The sequence below is a fragment of the Vibrio genomosp. F10 str. 9ZD137 genome, assembly GCF_049974785.1.
Taxonomy (GTDB): domain Bacteria; phylum Pseudomonadota; class Gammaproteobacteria; order Enterobacterales; family Vibrionaceae; genus Vibrio.
This window is the reverse complement of the sequence record NZ_JBNGCJ010000351.1, coordinates 1-15,571: the sequence shown is the minus strand read 5'-3', so window position 1 is coordinate 15,571 and position 15,571 is coordinate 1. Positions and strand designations below refer to the sequence as shown.

The window sequence follows — 15,571 nt, the reverse complement described above, 5'->3', positions numbered from 1 at the left end:
ATCTCACTATCTCTTCAACACAAAGCTACCGTTAACCGACTCACCCGAGCGGCTTAACTGACCTTGTTCTACTTCAAAATGCTCAGCAAACTTAATTCTCACTTGTTCAAAGCTTTGAAAATCTTTACTTTTTGCTTGAATTCTAACTTCATCTCGATTGCCATCGTAACGAATACTCAGCAGCGTCATTGAATTATTGGCTTTCAATGAATCTGGAATTTGATTCAGCCAATCCAGTATTGGAGAGCCGCCACCACCACCGGATAAACGAGTCGCTTCATCGTTCATCTGGCGTTTTAAATAGCTCACCGTCGGGATACGGGTTTTTCCGGGTAACGCCTCACGGAATATACGTTCGCTTTCGGCCCGATAAGCTTCGGCTTTGGCTTCATCCTGAGAAATTTGCAAACCGTACTGACCCACAAATACCGCGCCAATAACCGCAGCAGCGACGGCAGTTTTTTTCCATATAGACCAGTACTTTAACAAGGATGAATTAGGCTTAAATTCCCCGGTCAATAACGTGACTTTCGAGCCAAGTGCGCCTTCGGTAAGCAGCTGCATAATCAGTGGCGCATCGACACTTTGCCACGATTGCTCACTATCCAACTCTAGTGTCGGCAAAGGACTGTAAGAGGTTAACGGTAAGTACTCTTGCCCCTCTTTTACCCAGTCAGATGTCGTTAAGGTTTCAAGCCAAGGTGAAGGTAAACTCAACCCTAAACTGTCGCCTTTTCGCACTAACCAATGTTGACCAATATTCGCCGCAGTAAGCTCACCAGATTTCGGTAATGCGAGTACATCTGGCAGCACTTTACTGATGTTTATCCCTGCGTCTTGAAGCTCGTCCAAACACGCTTTTAACCAACGTTTATCGACGGCAGCAATACAGGCTTTCTTCGCTTGCTTGCTTAATACGGTAAAATGAAGCTCATCAACATCTTGGGCAATCTCATCTTCCAATAAGTAAGGAAGCATGGATTCCAATTGACGCGATGATCCTGCTGGCGTATCTACTTCTGCTAGAACGATATCATCGCTCGATAGCAACACGATTCCTTGTCTTTGCTCTGCATATCCAGATAGTTCACCCAGCTCTTCCCATCCATTGAGTTCACCGCTGGCAATGATCTCACTTTGTGTTGTTGACCATACTAGCCACTGAATCTGTGCGTTTTTATCACTACTCAGTCGAACTGTCAGAAACTCGCTCACTGAACCCTCCAAAGCGACGGCGAATGACCGTTGCTGTTTCTCGATTATCACTAAATAATAGACTTCGAATGCGTACTCGAGAGTCATTCACTAATACTTCTGCATCCGATTCAAAATAGGCACTATCCACACTCAGATAGGCTTGAGCTTCCTTGCGAACACTTTCTTCAATTACGCTAACGCTGCTTTCTGCTATAAAATCCTCAACCGATGCCCAGCCATCAAAGGGCCTAGACTCAATTAATGAAATCGCATCTTGTTGACTCAAGTGAGGCTGAAACATCGCCACCAATAACGCCGATTGATCAGCATTGATGGTGTTGACATTCAGACGCCAATCATCACTTGGCAAGGCACAAATATAGGGCGCTATTTTTTGCATCACATCCCCAGAAACCTGCTGAATTGCTCTCAGTTCACTGGGATCTGCAATAAAACCGTTAGCCGCCATATACGCGGGTGACAGTGATTCATAATAGCTGTCACCCACACCCTGTGATGACTGTACCGAGGACTCTTGATTGATAAATTCCCATGTAGAATCCGCAATCACTTCCGCTTGGTAATTGTCCACATCCACTTCTTCCAGCAAGGTTTGCCAAAACCGGATTAAATACGGTTTTTCTAGTTGAGAAGACGACTGTGTTACCCGAGAAAAAACATTGAGATTAAAACACGCTTGTTTATCCACCATTCGGCCACTCAATGTCCCGAAATCTAACGGGTAGGTTTGTTCTTCTAATGCCCAAGGCTGAGACAAATTGATCGTATCGCTGTCTTGGAAACTCTGTTCTATCACTGTTTTTGCTAAACTTTCTACGCCAATGCTATACCAATAGGCTTGCTGGTAACTGACTTGGTTGCTTCCCCGTTTATATTGTGTGAATAAACGGCTCGACATGGTGGCAGCGAGCGACACCATCACAGCCAGCAACATGAGAACGATGATCAGCGCAACACCTCGCTGTTTATTATTCGCTTGGTTCATCGCTGCCCTCCTCATCGCTAGAGGCGTCATCATCAGAAGAGTCGCTCTTAAAGGAGTCTCGATCTTCTTGGTCGTCTTCACTGAGCACTATCTCTCCACTCGCGACAAGGTAAACGCGCTCTATTTTTGCGTAATCAGTCAGCTCCAACTCTAGGGCCACGGCTTCTGGCAGTGTTTGAGCCGCTTCCCACTTATCGCTCCAAGTGCCTTTTGAGTAGAATCGCATAGAGAACGATTCGACATCCGTCAGAATAGGGGTAATGATGGGTTGCTGACCTGCTGGTGTATCAGGGTAACGCCACCATACTCGCTCTAATGTTGTCTCTTTGATTCGATAGCCAACTTTAAGAGTTTCGCCGCGTGGAAACTGTTGTTGTGGGTTATGCCAACCGAGTCGAGTAAATAGCACACCTTTGCCGTCTGATTCTAAAAGATAGTCTTTCCATTGCAGTAGTTGAACTTCACTCAACTCACCACCCGCTTCGCCATTGGTACGAAATTGTCGCGTGGCCATTTGTCTAAAATCACTGTCCATGACCACAAGGCTGCGTTGCAGCTCTTTCAGGCGATCACCACGTTCTAGAGATATCGCATTGCTCATGCGGACCTGATCCACCACTTGGTAAGCACTCACGCTTAACGCGGCAAAAATAGCCATGGCAATCAGTACCTCTAATAAGGTAAACCCTTGTTGAGCCTTGCGGGCTATCTGTGTACTACGAGACACATTCTGTTTACTGCAAGACACATTGCTACGAAACCTATTCCTGCGTGACATTTTGTTAAGTGACATAGCTTTACTGCGAAACATAACTTTACTGAGAAACATAGCTTCGTACCGTTATAATCGCATCATCCTGCTTTGACAAAGAGGCGCTCACATCAAACGCTTTTAGTAAATCCCCAGCCGTCTCGACGGGGGTGACGCTCCAATACCAGGTTTGCCCTGCCATTTCTTCCGTCCCTTGCTTGGCTTTTAACCCTGATGCATCAAGCATCACCATCGCCATTTGATTATCCACGACCATCGCAGCAAACGTTTTTTCTTCCAAATGCGCAATCGTATTCATGTGCTGACCCACAGAACGAATCACTGAAATAGCCGCTGTGGCAAAAATAGCCAATGCTATTAACACTTCGAGTAACGTCATACCGCGTACCGAATGCGACCCAGTATGAGCCCCAAAAGAACGGCGAGATCTTGTCGGCCGTTGCCGAACTGTCATGCTATTTCTCACTATGTTATGACTAACAATATTCTTGCTCACATGACTCTTACTCATCGTGCTACTGTTCATCCTGCTCTCCCGGAGACATTAATAGGATTTGGCCATTCTCTTTAATGACCACTTGCCAACCATCCTGTTTAGCGTCTTTATTTTGAGGGTATAGAGCAATGGATACCGGAGTCACTTCCCCACTTGAAAATAGAAATATCTGGGGTGGAAGTGGTTTGTTATCCGCTTCTAGATCAGCAAACATTTCTTCATCAAACAATGACCCGGGTTGAAAGAGACGATCTTTGTCATTCCAAGCATCGCCCCCTAACGTCATTTCAATCGACACTCCTTCTTCCGTGAGTTCAGTCTCTTCCGGGATAGTATCGAGCGTAACCGGCTTCCATTGCCCATTTTCAATGCCCATCCAAATATAGCGAGAGCGCGTCTCATCGACACGAAGGCCAAAATCTTTGCCACTCAGTATCGCCTCATCATTGATTAATTGAAGGCGTTGAAATAAGGCTTGAGCCTGCTGCTTCGCATTATCTTGGCTATTGTCAGGTAAGGCTGAAAGTGTTGTCACCACACCCATAGAGATCACCACTAGAACCAATAATATCTCTAGCAAGGTAAAACCTTGTTGTTTGTATTTCATCATGCGGTGGCAACTCTTTTCGCGGTGTACAGTATGGGTGGTTGTTTGGGGAGCGAAGAGATAGCGACCGTTTTTCGCGGAGCTATCTCATTAAGCTCATTAGGCTTTATTGGAAATCTTGGATGTTCCAGTTACCAATATCAGCGTTGACGCCTTCACCACCTTCTTGCCCATCAGCTCCCAGTGTGAAAATATCCATCACGCCATGTTCACCCGGATTTAGGTATTGGTACTCATTGCCCCAAGGATCAACCGGCAATCGAGTCACATAGCCATTTTCTGGGTAATTACGCGGCTCAGGGTTGCTAGGTTTCGTCACCAGGGCCTCTAGCCCTTGATCGGTGGTTGGAAAAGAGTGGTGATTCAGTCGATATTTCATCAGTTCACTTTCCAGTGACGCGATATCAATCACCGCTTTTTTCTGATCCGCTTGGTCTTTACTTCCGATAAGGTTCGGAACAACAAAGCTGGCAAGTAAGCCTAAAATCACGACCACAACCATGACTTCTAAAAGAGTAAAGCCTGACTGTTTGTTCATTTTATGTTTCATTTTTTCTCCAAAATCAATTGACGCAAAAGAGAGTTGTTAGCTCATCAGATTATTCATTTCTAAAATTGGCATTAAGGTTGCCATCACGATAAACAACACTAAACCCGCCATTAAAGCGATAAGCATTGGGGTAAAAATGCCAAGAGCAATATTTACGGTTGATTCAAACTGAGTATCTTGGTTATCAGCGGCGCGAGTCAGCATGCTTTCAAGCTCACCACTTTGTTCACCACTGGCAATCATATGCAGCATCATCGGTGGAAAAAGCTTGGTTTGGTCAAGGGCCTTTCTTAAGCTGGTTCCTTCTCGAACATTCTCTGACGCCGCGATGACTTGCTGCTTTATATACTGATTCGACATCACATCCACAGCCACTTTCATCCCGTCTAAAATAGGAATGGCGCTCGATGTACAAATCGAGAGAGTACGAGCGAATCGCGCCGTATTCAGCCCTTTAATGATCTTGCCGACCAAGGGCACTGACAACAGGGTTTTATCCCAAGACAATCGAATATTGGGCTTAGTCAGCAACCACTTAACCAAAACTACAATGCTAATGACAGCAATGAGTAGCACGATCCCCCACTGCTGAACAAAGTCACTGGACGCTAGCAATATCCGAGTCGACTGAGGTAACTCTTGCGCCATTTGTACAAACTGATCGATGATTTTAGGCACCACCGCAGCCAACAAAAACGCGACAATACTGACTGCAAAGACCACCAACACGATCGGATAAATCATCGCTTGCAGTAGTTTAGATCGCATCTTCTCGCGATTTTCAGCATAGTCAGCTAAACGCTCTAGCACTGAATCTAGATGACCGGATTTTTCCCCTGCCGCCACCATGGAGCGAAATAGATCGTCAAATACGTGAGAGTAATCCGACAGGCTATCAGACAGCGTGTAACCTTCGGTCACCTTAGCGCGTATTGCAGCAAGCATGTTACGAATACGCGGCTTTTCTGATTGCTCTGAAACGGCTTTTAAACACTCTTCAAGCGGCATACCTGACTGCACAAGGGTAGATAGCTGTCGAGTAATCAAGGCCAGATCCGGCGTACTTAAACCTCGCTTGAAGCTTAAGCCACCTTGATCAGACTGAGCGTTACTTTTCGCACGCGTCTCTGTGACTTCAATCGGCACAAGACCTTGTTCTTTTAAACGAGAGCGTACCTGACGAGCACTGTCTCCATCGATAACGCCTTTTTTTTGTCGGCCTTTATCATTGAGCGCTTTATATTCAAATGAAGCCATTAGGTTTCCTTAGTGACTCGCATAACTTCTTCAATAGAGGTGACACCTTGACGAACTTTCAATAATCCATCACTTCGAATGCTTGGTGTTTGTTGGCGCACCGACTTCTCGATGGCTTGTTCACCCGCTTCACTATGGATAAGCGCCTGAACATCTTCATCCACGATTAAGAGTTCATGAATACCCGTACGACCTCGATAACCTTTGTAATTACAGGCTTCACAACCGCACGGTTTATACAGAGTCAATTCGTCATCTGGAACCACATCAAACAGAGCTTTTTGCTCAGGTGATGCTTGATAAGGCTGTTTACATCCACTACACAGGGTACGAACCAATCGCTGCGCTAATACACCAAGTAGCGAAGATGAAATTAGAAACGGTTCTATTCCCATATCGCGAAGACGGGTGATCGCACCGACAGCCGTATTGGTGTGCAAGGTCGACATCACCAGGTGACCGGTTAATGAGGCTTGAACACCGATTTGGGCGGTTTCTAAGTCACGAATTTCACCAACCATAACCACATCGGGATCTTGACGCAAAATAGCGCGAAGCCCTCGAGCAAAGGTCATATCCACCTTCGGGTTAACCTGCGTTTGACCGATACCATCGATATCAAATTCAATCGGGTCTTCCACTGTTAAGATGTTTCTTTCGTTACTGTTTAGCTCTTGCAAGCCCGCATACAAGGTGGTCGACTTACCCGAACCTGTCGGCCCTGTGACCAGAATAATGCCATGTGGGCGCTCGATTAACTTGCTGAAACTATCGTGGTTAGGTTTGGTCATTCCCAAACTGTGCAAATCCAATCGGGTTGCATTTTTATCCAACAGACGCATAACCACACGTTCACCATGAGATGACGGCATGGTCGAGACACGAACATCAACCGCTCGGCCACCAATGCGCAGTGAAATACGACCATCTTGAGGAACGCGTTTTTCCGCAATATCGAGCTTAGCCATGACTTTCACACGCGACACAAGCAAAGGTGCCAGCTTACGACTTGGGGCTAGAACGTCACGCAGCACCCCATCCACTCGGAAACGAATAGACAGCGATTTCTCAAACGTTTCAATGTGGATATCAGAAGCGCCTTCTTTGATGGCTTCCCCCAACATCGCATTAATCAATTTGATGATCGGCGCATCATCTTCCGTTTCAAGCAGATCTTCATCCTGTGGTAACTCTTCCGCTAAAGAAAAGAAATCATCGTTGTCTGCGCCGATGTCTTCCATTAACTGACGAGCTTCCGAAGAATCTCGCTGATACACTTCAGTAAGCTTTCGATCAAACTCTTCAACGCTCTGTTCAACAGGCGTGAACATCACTTTAGCAACACGCTTTACTTCGACGAGTGCTTCAATGGCAAGTGGGGCGACATAGAATAACGTGCAGCCTTGGTCATCTTGCTCGAGCACCAGTTTGAATCGATTGGCGAAACTAAAGGGCAAGCGAGAAATAACGCTCTTGTCTAGTTGCTCACTCATTACTCAGTATCCATTTGATCAAAAAATGCTTGAATTTCTGCTGGATGACTGATGTCTTTACCATAGGCTGGCAACACAGGTATGTTGTTGTCATCCATAAGCTTTAAGCCTTGTTCTGCCTTGTACAGCTGCTCCGCACGGATAAAGTTGTACTTGCGCTGCGTAATACCATCTGCCGTCATACCATCACGAATAATGGTCGGTTTAATGAATACCATTAGGTTCTTTTTCTCAACCTGAGTGCTGGTAGACTTAAATAGATAACCTAAGAACGGAATATCACCCAATATTGGAACTTTAGACTCACTTTCTAGTGCTCGCTCATCAATCAAACCGCCTAACACGATCATCTGGCCATCTTCAACCATGACGCTGGTATTGAGCTGACGCTTGGCAAAACGCACATCAACAGCGCCTTGAGCACCCAACACGTTGGACACTTCTTGCTCAATATCAAGCTGTACCGAATTACCTTCATTGATTTGTGGCACCACTTTAAGCTTGATACCCACTTCTTTACGTTCAACAGTCTGGAAAGGATTTTCGTTATTAGAACCAGAGGTTGACCCCGTCAGTACAGGGACTTCTTCACCAACAATAAACGAGGCTTCACCATTATCCATCACCGTGATACTTGGTGAGGAGAGAATGTTTGAGTTGGAATCGGTCGACACTGCACTGATCAACGCAGTCCAGTCTCCCATTGCAATACTCACCGCCGCACCATTGACACCCGCTAACGCGCCAGCCAATGCAGTGTAATCACCTTCTTCCGTTGTTTCGCGTGATTCCCACTTATTCTCACTAGAGTTCCAGTAGCTTTCTGTCTTGGTTGAATCTTTGGCTTGTTCACGCCCAATCATGACATTACCAATTGAAGCACCCGTATTGCCATATTGAACAACAGCACCAGTCTCTAAGTTTCCCCATTGAACACCAAAGTTCATACCATCGCCTTCCGCCATTTCGACGATCAATGCTTCAATCAATACTTGAGCACGGCGAATATCGAGTTGCGACACAACGTCTTGAACTGCTTTCATAATATCGGGCGGAGCAGTGACCACTAGCGCGTTAGTTCCAGTATGCGCAGAAATCATGACTTCATTACGATTGCTACTCGAACCCGAAGCACCTTGTCTTGCTGCTTGTTTTTCAGCTTGAAGATTATCTGACACGCCTTTTAGTACATCGACCAGTTCATCCGCTTTCGCGTATTTCAGATAAATAACCCGGTTATTACCTTTAGAAGCCATCTCGACATCAAGCTGTTTGATGAGCTTTTTCAATCTCGCACGTACCTTAGGGTCACCCGAAATTAAGATAGTGTTAGTACGGTCATCCGCAACCAATTTAGGCTGCATGAGTGCGGGGGTATTTTTAGCATCGGTGCTTTTGTTTAGCGCTTCAACTACACGAACCATTTCAGCTGCTGAGGCGTTATTAAGTTCAATAACTTCAATGTCTTTATTACCCGCCTGATCGACGCGTTTAATGATTTCAGCAAGGCGATTAACCACGGCTGCTCGGCCCGTGATCAGAATAATATTGGCCGGATCATAGTGCACCACATTACCTGCTCCGGCGTTATCATTGAGCTGACGAATAAGTGGTGATAACTCTCGGACCGACACATTTTTCACCGCCACAACACGTGTTATTACGCTGTCGCCTTGTTCACTGTCGTCACTTACAACGGGAATCGCTGAATGTTTAGCATCTTTCGATTTGATGATTTTGAGTACACCGTTGTCCATTTCAACGGCAGCAAAACCATACACCTCTAGAACGTTTAGAAAAAAGCTGTAATATTGCTCAGAGGTCAGCATGTCATAACTGCGCACATCAACTTTGCCACGAACCGATGGATCAACAATGATGGTTTTTTCTAAGTTTCGACCAACAATATTAATAAACTCTTGAATATCAGTGCCTTTAAAGCTGGCACTGAAATCGTTCGCTGTGGCCATTGGGGCTGCTAATAAACTTCCGACTAATAACCAAGCACTCTTATTTAACCAATGCTTCACTTTTTACTCCTCACGCTGGTGCACAATTGCATCAACATTAAAATTCAATATTAATATCATGGGTTTGACCATCTCTCTCAACCGTTAAGTTCAATTCACTTAACTCAGAAATAGCGCTGAATACTTTACTCATTGATACAGGATCCGTCAGGTCATGCCCATTGAGCTGCGTTGCGATATCACCACTTTCGAGGCCAACTGAACGAAATAGTTCCGGCTCTTTTCCTGGTGTGACTCGATAACCGATTACGTTGCCATCGCGTTTCACTTGCGACATGCGAACATACTGGAATATTTTCTGTGGGTCCTCTGAGATTTGCGCGCGAACCGTCTCCAAATTCGACTCATTATCACTCTTAACTGGGTTGTTACCCTGACGATTGACACTAGGTCTCACCGCGGCTGTGTTTTGAGCTGTATTTTGAGAAAGCTTGCTGTAATCAATCCCAGCTAACATCAAGGTTTCATCTCGACCCGAATTATCAATAATAACGCGATCATTAAACACGGCTTTTAGTTGAACACGCGTTCCTTCGATTTGCTCATTCAAACCATAAGTAGCCTGCCTTCCACGATTAGCAATGACGGCCAGACTCTTGCCATTATCGCTACTGGCAACCACCCCAACCAACGTCAGATTCAGGCGCGTTTTAGGGGCATCCTGAACCACTGGTTTTTCAATCGGCTTACTTTCTTGTTTATATTCACCAAATAAATGGCTACCGGTTAAGGAAGAGGTATCAATTGTCGATTGAGCCTTATTTTGCTTGCTGATCGGCTGCGCCACCCAAGGAGTCACAGAGTCCACCGGACTTTGTACCAGCCAAAATACCTTTCCGAGCATCCAAGCAGATAAAACCAGCAATAGCACGCAGAGCAAAAGACTGGCACGCTGCTGAATCACGACCGAATGCGCTGTCAACTTTTGCAGCCAAACATTTGAAGCAATGTTGTTAGAAAAAAAGTTCTGCTTCACTCCAAAAACCCTTTATAAATATCAATTAAAAATCGCGGATAGCCCATTGCGATTAGCATTATCGATCATACAGTTATGACCGTTAAATATAACATAGCGTAATGATGCTATCGTAAATTCACCCGAATATTTGGTGCTTACCTTGAAAAAATGGCTTCACAACACCATTGTTTATCCACATTTAGTGACTGTTGCCAACACCCAGTGACTGCGCGAAACGCTATTAGAGGTATTTTTCACTATGGGCTCTAGCTCTTCAGACTCCAAATCTACATCAATCAGACTCGATAAGTGGCTTTGGGCTGCCCGCTTTTATAAAACTCGTTCCATCGCACGTAACATGGTTGACGGTGGAAAGGTGCAATATAATGGTCAGCGCAGCAAACCGAGTAAACTTGTAGAAATTGGTGCACTTATTACACTAAAGCAAGGGCATGAAGAAAAAACAGTCACTATCGAGAAGCTTTCAGATCAACGGCGTGGGGCACCAGAAGCGCAAACACTCTATATAGAGACAACGGAAAGCATCAAAAAGCGTGCAGATAATGCTGAACAACGTCGATTGCACGCACACAACCCAAGCCCTGAACGGCGACCTGATAAGAAGCAGCGTCGAAATATTATTAAATTTAAAAATCAATAATCTGGAGCTCCCTAGATGGCAAGCAATGTATTAAACCGCTACCTTTTTAAAGATCTTTCTGTACGCGGTGAGTTGGTACAAGTGGATGAAGCATACCAACAAATAATTTCTAGTAAGGAATACCCTGCCGCAGTGCAAAAACTGCTGGGTGAGCTACTCGTGTCCACAACCCTTCTCACCGCAACACTTAAATTTGAAGGTTCGATTACCATGCAACTTCAAGGTGACGGCCCGGTATCACTGGTTGTTATCAATGGCGATCACGAGCAAAAAATACGTGGCGTTGCGCGTTATGACGGTGACATCAATGAACAAGCAGGCCTGCATGACCTAATCGGTAAAGGCCATTTAGTGATCACGATCGAACCTAAGCAGGGTGAGCGCTATCAGGGTGTTGTAGGGCTAGAAGGCGACAACTTAGCGGAAGTACTTGAAGGTTACTTCGAGCGCTCTGAACAACTCAAGACTCGACTATGGATTCGTACTGGCGAATACAATGGTAAGCCTTGCGCAGCGGGCATGCTGATTCAAGTGATGCCTGATGGTACCGGTACTGAGAATGATTTCGAACACCTTGAGCAATTGACTAACACGGTTAAAAATGAAGAACTGTTTTCATTGGAAGCGAATGATCTTCTGTATCGCTTGTATAATCAGGAACAAGTTCAGCTCTTTGCACCACAACCGGTGACCTTCCACTGTGGTTGTTCTCGTGAACGCAGTGGTGCGGCGATTATGACTGTTGGTCAAGAAGAAGTTGCTGATATTATCGCCACTGAAGGTTCTGTCTCTCTTCATTGTGACTATTGCGGCACCCATTATTCATTCGATGAAGAACAGGTCAAAGAACTGTTTATTGAGGCCAACTTAAACTCCGGTACGCTGCATTAATTTGCTTAAAACAACAAGCACGTAAAATCCGTTACTAAGCCAGCTCTCCGCTGGCTTTTTTTGTGATCAAACCCAGGTAAAACAAGGGCTTCCGTTCCAAAAAAACGCACTTAATTTCTTAGTATTAATAATTCTTTTGCTCTAGCGCAAAGGTTTGCTTACAGGATATTATAAGTACAGCCATTATGTGATGACACACATAAAACCACATTAGATATATGGTCATTATTTGAGCCATATCCCTGTTTTCTGGTAATTCCGTTGATAGCATGATGAGCAAACAAAAAATAATAATATTACAAATCCCTACAAAATATCCTTACAAGGAGCACCTATGACTGTTATGGAACATACAAAGGCTGCACAAATCGATCTAACTAAGCACGGAATTACTGGCGCAACTGAGATTCTTCGTAATCCTAGTTACGAACAATTATTCGAAGAAGAAACCCGTTCAAGTTTAGAAGGCTACGAAAAAGGCGTAGTGACTGAACTCGGTGCTGTTGCTGTTGATACTGGGATCTTTACTGGTCGCTCGCCAAAAGACAAATACATTGTACAAGATGCCACAACAGAAGAGCACATGTGGTGGACATCTGACGCGGTTAAAAATGACAACAAAGCCATCGACCAAACAGTATGGAATGACCTGAAAACGCTGGTAACCAACCAGTTGTCCGGTAAACGTTTGTTTGTGATAGATGGCTACTGTGGTGCGAACCCTGATACTCGCCTCAGTATTCGAATTATTACAGAAGTGGCATGGCAAGCGCATTTCGTTAAGAACATGTTCATCCGCCCAACCGAAGAAGAACTCGCGACATTTGAACCTGATTTTGTGGTCATGAATGGCGCGAAATGCACCAACCAGAAGTGGGAAGAGCATGGTCTGAACTCTGAAAACTTCACCGTCTTTAACCTTACCGAACGCATGCAGTTGATTGGTGGTACTTGGTACGGTGGCGAGATGAAGAAAGGGATGTTCGCAATGATGAACTACTTCCTTCCTCTTAAAGACATCGCATCAATGCACTGCAGTGCAAATATGGGTGAAGATGGCGATGTCGCGGTATTCTTTGGCTTGTCTGGTACCGGTAAAACCACGCTATCAACGGACCCGAAACGTGCACTGATTGGTGATGATGAGCACGGTTGGGATGATGACGGCGTGTTTAACTTCGAAGGTGGCTGCTACGCGAAAACCATCAAACTATCGAAAGAAGCTGAGCCAGATATCTACAACGCTATCCGCCGCGATGCATTGCTAGAAAATGTCACGGTTCGAAATGACGGTTCTATTGATTTTGATGACAACTCAAAAACAGAGAATACGCGAGTTTCATACCCTATCCATCACATTGATAACATTGTTAAACCGGTCTCAAAAGGCGGTCACGCAAACAAAGTAATTTTCCTATCTGCGGATGCGTTTGGTGTTCTTCCTCCAGTGTCTAAGTTGACACCAGAGCAAACCAAATATCACTTCCTATCCGGCTTTACAGCGAAGCTTGCAGGTACAGAGCGCGGCATTACGGAACCAACACCAACGTTCTCTGCTTGTTTTGGTGCGGCATTCTTAACGCTGCACCCAACCAAGTATGCGGAAGTGCTGGTTAAGCGTATGGAAGCCGCTGGTGCAGAAGCTTACCTTGTGAATACCGGTTGGAATGGCACAGGAAAACGTATCTCAATTCAAGATACTCGCGGTATCATTGATGCAATCCTTGATGGTTCCATTGAGAAAGCAGAAACAACGTCGATTCCAGTGTTCAATCTTGAAGTACCAACATCACTACCAGGTGTTGACCCTGCGATTCTAGATCCTCGTGATACCTATGTAGATCCACTACAGTGGGAAAGCAAGGCGCATGATCTTGCACAACGCTTTATTAATAACTTTGATAAGTACACAGACAATACCGAAGGTAAAGCTCTGGTTGCTGCTGGCCCACAGCTCGACTAAAAGTAAAAAACCTAAGGGTCTACATTAGATAAGATCAGTGATAACGTGTTTTAAAACTTATCTTGAAAACTTAGCGTTGTTTTGAAACTTATTTTTGAAACTTAGTTACAAGCCCCTAAATTTAGGGGCTTTTCTATTGAAGCTAACACCGTTTTGTACCAATCTATAGACAATATAAATGATACTTGTTATTCAAACTGGATTAGGCCTCTCATGAAAAAGCTATTGGTTCTCTCGCTAATCCTCATTTCTTTCGTCATTTTTTTTATTGCATCTGTGTTTATTCTCTCTCAAACACACTACGCCACCAGCGCTACGAATTATTTATCCCATCAGTTTTTAGAGGATCGAATTCACGTTGAAAAATTCACTTATAACCCGCCGTTTCACTTCTCTTTAGAAGGCGTCAGTTATCAACACCAGCAACAGAATCAACAGCAGCAGAACATCACTTATATCCCTAGAATGGATATTTGGTTCAATCGAACACCCTATCAACAAAAGAAATGGGTAGTAGATAGCGTTCTTATTGATGGATTAAGCCTCCAGGCACTTCAACCTTCATTTGATTGGCAAAAGCACCTGACGGTGCACCAAATTGCCCTGAATAATTTTGATGTTTCCTCCCAAGATATCATTGCTCGTGGGGTCAATGTTCAGGTCAAAAATCCGCGTTGGGCAGAAAGCAATCAAACGATACCGTTCGGTGTCATCCAATTCAGTACCGATCAGCTCTACTATCAAGGTGAAGCGTTCAATGACCTTTTAATTGACCTCGACTACAAGCCCAAGGACAGTACGATTTTTGGGGCTTCATTTGAGTGGCGTAATGCTGAAGTGTCAGGGCAAGCAGAGCAATTTGATCATGGCTGGTCATTAATTAACGTCACCATCAATAAATTGAGTCTGTCAGAACAAGATAAACTGCCATCGCTGTACACCGATTTCATCCCCATCATTAACAAAATCAGTCATATCAATAGCCTTGATATACTAAACAGCCATTTTGAATTCGAAACATTTCAAGCAGTTAACCTAGATGCATCCATCGAAAATGTATCGCTATTCACATCGAGCTCAGATTCATCCCCTATTTGGCAACAAGAAAACGCCTACCTTTCGTTTAATGCAGAAAGTATGAGTTACTCAGATCAATGGCTCATCTCACCGATAGCAAAATTACAGTTTCAGCCGAACAAACTCACGATTTCTGAGTTTGATAGTGACTTTCTACAAGGTCGGCTTCAACTGTCTGGGCACCTATCTCCAACGACAACGAAGCTGGATTGGCTAAAAGCATCTGGGCTGAAATTGACCGAAAATACCGCAAAGAGCTTATCGATACTCTCTGCATATTTTTCACAGCAAGACGCCGTAACCATTAAGCAACTTGATATTGCACGCAGTCAGATCATTCAAATAGAACATGCACCTTTTTGGCAGATATCAGGCGCCAATATTTCTGGTCGCAACCTAGAACTTAAACGTAATAATATGGTCGGGTTATGGCGTGGGGAGCTGGAAATGTCGGCTAATAGCCTGAGTTATGACGATACCGTCGCAACTCAAGCAATGTTAAATAGCAATGCTGACAACGGCTCATGGCAATTGGAACGTTTATTCATTCCATTAGAAAGCGGTTATTTCGAAGCATCAGGGTTTAGAGAACTTAACAGATCGGAAGAGCGGT

General features: G+C 44.6%; 14 protein-coding genes. 4 read left to right on the top strand and 10 right to left on the bottom strand.

All coding sequences use genetic code 11. The features are described 5' to 3' along the window. Nucleotides 1-6: 6 nt before the first annotated feature. The 10 genes from gspL to gspC all read right to left on the bottom strand — a co-directional run bounded on the left by gspL (nt 7) and on the right by gspC (nt 10,384). Complete coding sequence (gspL, locus tag ACP45E_RS07655) at nt 7-1,215, bottom strand: type II secretion system protein GspL (RefSeq protein ID WP_017037145.1); 1,209 nt, start codon at nt 1,213-1,215, stop codon at nt 7-9. Then, nucleotides 1,184-2,203 (bottom strand): type II secretion system minor pseudopilin GspK, encoded by a 1,020-nt coding sequence (gene gspK / locus ACP45E_RS07650; RefSeq protein ID WP_017036289.1) that lies wholly within the window; start codon nt 2,201-2,203, stop codon nt 1,184-1,186. The genes gspL and gspK overlap by 32 nt, the downstream gene beginning before the upstream one ends. Further along, nucleotides 2,187-3,032, bottom strand: a complete 846-nt coding sequence (gene gspJ, locus ACP45E_RS07645; protein WP_017037146.1) for a type II secretion system minor pseudopilin GspJ — start codon at nt 3,030-3,032, stop codon at nt 2,187-2,189. The genes gspK and gspJ overlap by 17 nt, the downstream gene beginning before the upstream one ends. Then, nucleotides 3,019-3,429 carry a type II secretion system minor pseudopilin GspI gene (gene gspI, locus ACP45E_RS07640; protein WP_026026497.1) on the bottom strand — a complete coding sequence of 137 codons (411 nt, stop codon included), beginning with the start codon at nt 3,427-3,429 and terminating at the stop codon, nt 3,019-3,021. The genes gspJ and gspI overlap by 14 nt, the downstream gene beginning before the upstream one ends. A 61-nt stretch (nt 3,430-3,490) precedes the next feature. Beyond that, on the bottom strand, nt 3,491-4,081 hold the full coding sequence (gene gspH / locus ACP45E_RS07635) for a type II secretion system minor pseudopilin GspH (protein ID WP_017036286.1): 591 nt from the start codon (nt 4,079-4,081) through the stop codon (nt 3,491-3,493). A gap of 103 nt (nt 4,082-4,184) precedes the next feature. Further along, complete coding sequence (gene gspG / locus ACP45E_RS07630) at nt 4,185-4,628, bottom strand: type II secretion system major pseudopilin GspG (RefSeq protein ID WP_017036285.1); 444 nt, start codon at nt 4,626-4,628, stop codon at nt 4,185-4,187. A gap of 36 nt (nt 4,629-4,664) precedes the next feature. Next, entirely contained in the window at nt 4,665-5,885 is a 1,221-nt protein-coding gene (gene gspF, locus ACP45E_RS07625) for a type II secretion system inner membrane protein GspF (RefSeq protein WP_017036284.1), read from the bottom strand. Continuing rightward, nucleotides 5,885-7,378: a type II secretion system ATPase GspE gene (gene gspE, locus ACP45E_RS07620; RefSeq protein ID WP_017036283.1), complete on the bottom strand. Its 1,494-nt coding sequence runs from the start codon at nt 7,376-7,378 to the stop codon at nt 5,885-5,887. Before gspE ends, gspF begins: the two co-directional genes overlap by 1 nt. After that, nucleotides 7,378-9,408 (bottom strand): type II secretion system secretin GspD, encoded by a 2,031-nt coding sequence (gspD, locus tag ACP45E_RS07615; RefSeq protein ID WP_017037148.1) that lies wholly within the window; start codon nt 9,406-9,408, stop codon nt 7,378-7,380. The genes gspE and gspD overlap by 1 nt, the downstream gene beginning before the upstream one ends. A 37-nt stretch (nt 9,409-9,445) precedes the next feature. Next, complete coding sequence (gene gspC / locus ACP45E_RS07610; protein WP_017036281.1) at nt 9,446-10,384, bottom strand: type II secretion system protein GspC; 939 nt, start codon at nt 10,382-10,384, stop codon at nt 9,446-9,448. A gap of 241 nt (nt 10,385-10,625) precedes the next feature. On the opposite strand from gspC, the gene hslR reads away from it, so the two are divergent. The 4 genes from hslR to ACP45E_RS07590 form a co-directional block, all read left to right on the top strand. Continuing rightward, on the top strand, nt 10,626-11,027 hold the full coding sequence (hslR, locus tag ACP45E_RS07605) for a ribosome-associated heat shock protein Hsp15 (protein WP_017036280.1): 402 nt from the start codon (nt 10,626-10,628) through the stop codon (nt 11,025-11,027). Between the two features lie 15 nt (nt 11,028-11,042). Further along, complete coding sequence (gene hslO, locus ACP45E_RS07600; RefSeq protein WP_017037149.1) at nt 11,043-11,918, top strand: Hsp33 family molecular chaperone HslO; 876 nt, start codon at nt 11,043-11,045, stop codon at nt 11,916-11,918. A gap of 334 nt (nt 11,919-12,252) precedes the next feature. Continuing rightward, on the top strand, nt 12,253-13,881 hold the full coding sequence (gene pckA / locus ACP45E_RS07595; protein ID WP_017036278.1) for a phosphoenolpyruvate carboxykinase (ATP): 1,629 nt from the start codon (nt 12,253-12,255) through the stop codon (nt 13,879-13,881). Nucleotides 13,882-14,094: 213 nt separating this feature from the next. After that, nucleotides 14,095-15,571, top strand: a 1,477-nt coding sequence (locus tag ACP45E_RS07590) for an AsmA family protein (RefSeq protein ID WP_069584856.1), incomplete at its 3' end; no start/stop codon positions are given.

What these genes read in the sequence shown, in the direction of transcription:
- pckA (WP_017036278.1), top strand. Translation starts at nt 12,253, where the DNA reads ATGACTGTTATGGAACATACAAAGGCTGCACAAATCGATCTAACTAAG.
- hslO (WP_017037149.1), top strand. Translation starts at nt 11,043, where the DNA reads ATGGCAAGCAATGTATTAAACCGCTACCTTTTTAAAGATCTTTCTGTA.
- gspI (WP_026026497.1), bottom strand. Translation starts at nt 3,429, where the DNA reads ATGACAGTTCGGCAACGGCCGACAAGATCTCGCCGTTCTTTTGGGGCT.
- gspH (WP_017036286.1), bottom strand. Translation starts at nt 4,081, where the DNA reads ATGATGAAATACAAACAACAAGGTTTTACCTTGCTAGAGATATTATTG.
- gspG (WP_017036285.1), bottom strand. Translation starts at nt 4,628, where the DNA reads ATGAAACATAAAATGAACAAACAGTCAGGCTTTACTCTTTTAGAAGTC.
- gspE (WP_017036283.1), bottom strand. Translation starts at nt 7,378, where the DNA reads ATGAGTGAGCAACTAGACAAGAGCGTTATTTCTCGCTTGCCCTTTAGT.
- gspF (WP_017036284.1), bottom strand. Translation starts at nt 5,885, where the DNA reads ATGGCTTCATTTGAATATAAAGCGCTCAATGATAAAGGCCGACAAAAA.
- gspK (WP_017036289.1), bottom strand. Translation starts at nt 2,203, where the DNA reads ATGAACCAAGCGAATAATAAACAGCGAGGTGTTGCGCTGATCATCGTT.
- gspJ (WP_017037146.1), bottom strand. Translation starts at nt 3,032, where the DNA reads ATGTTTCTCAGTAAAGTTATGTTTCGCAGTAAAGCTATGTCACTTAAC.
- hslR (WP_017036280.1), top strand. Translation starts at nt 10,626, where the DNA reads ATGGGCTCTAGCTCTTCAGACTCCAAATCTACATCAATCAGACTCGAT.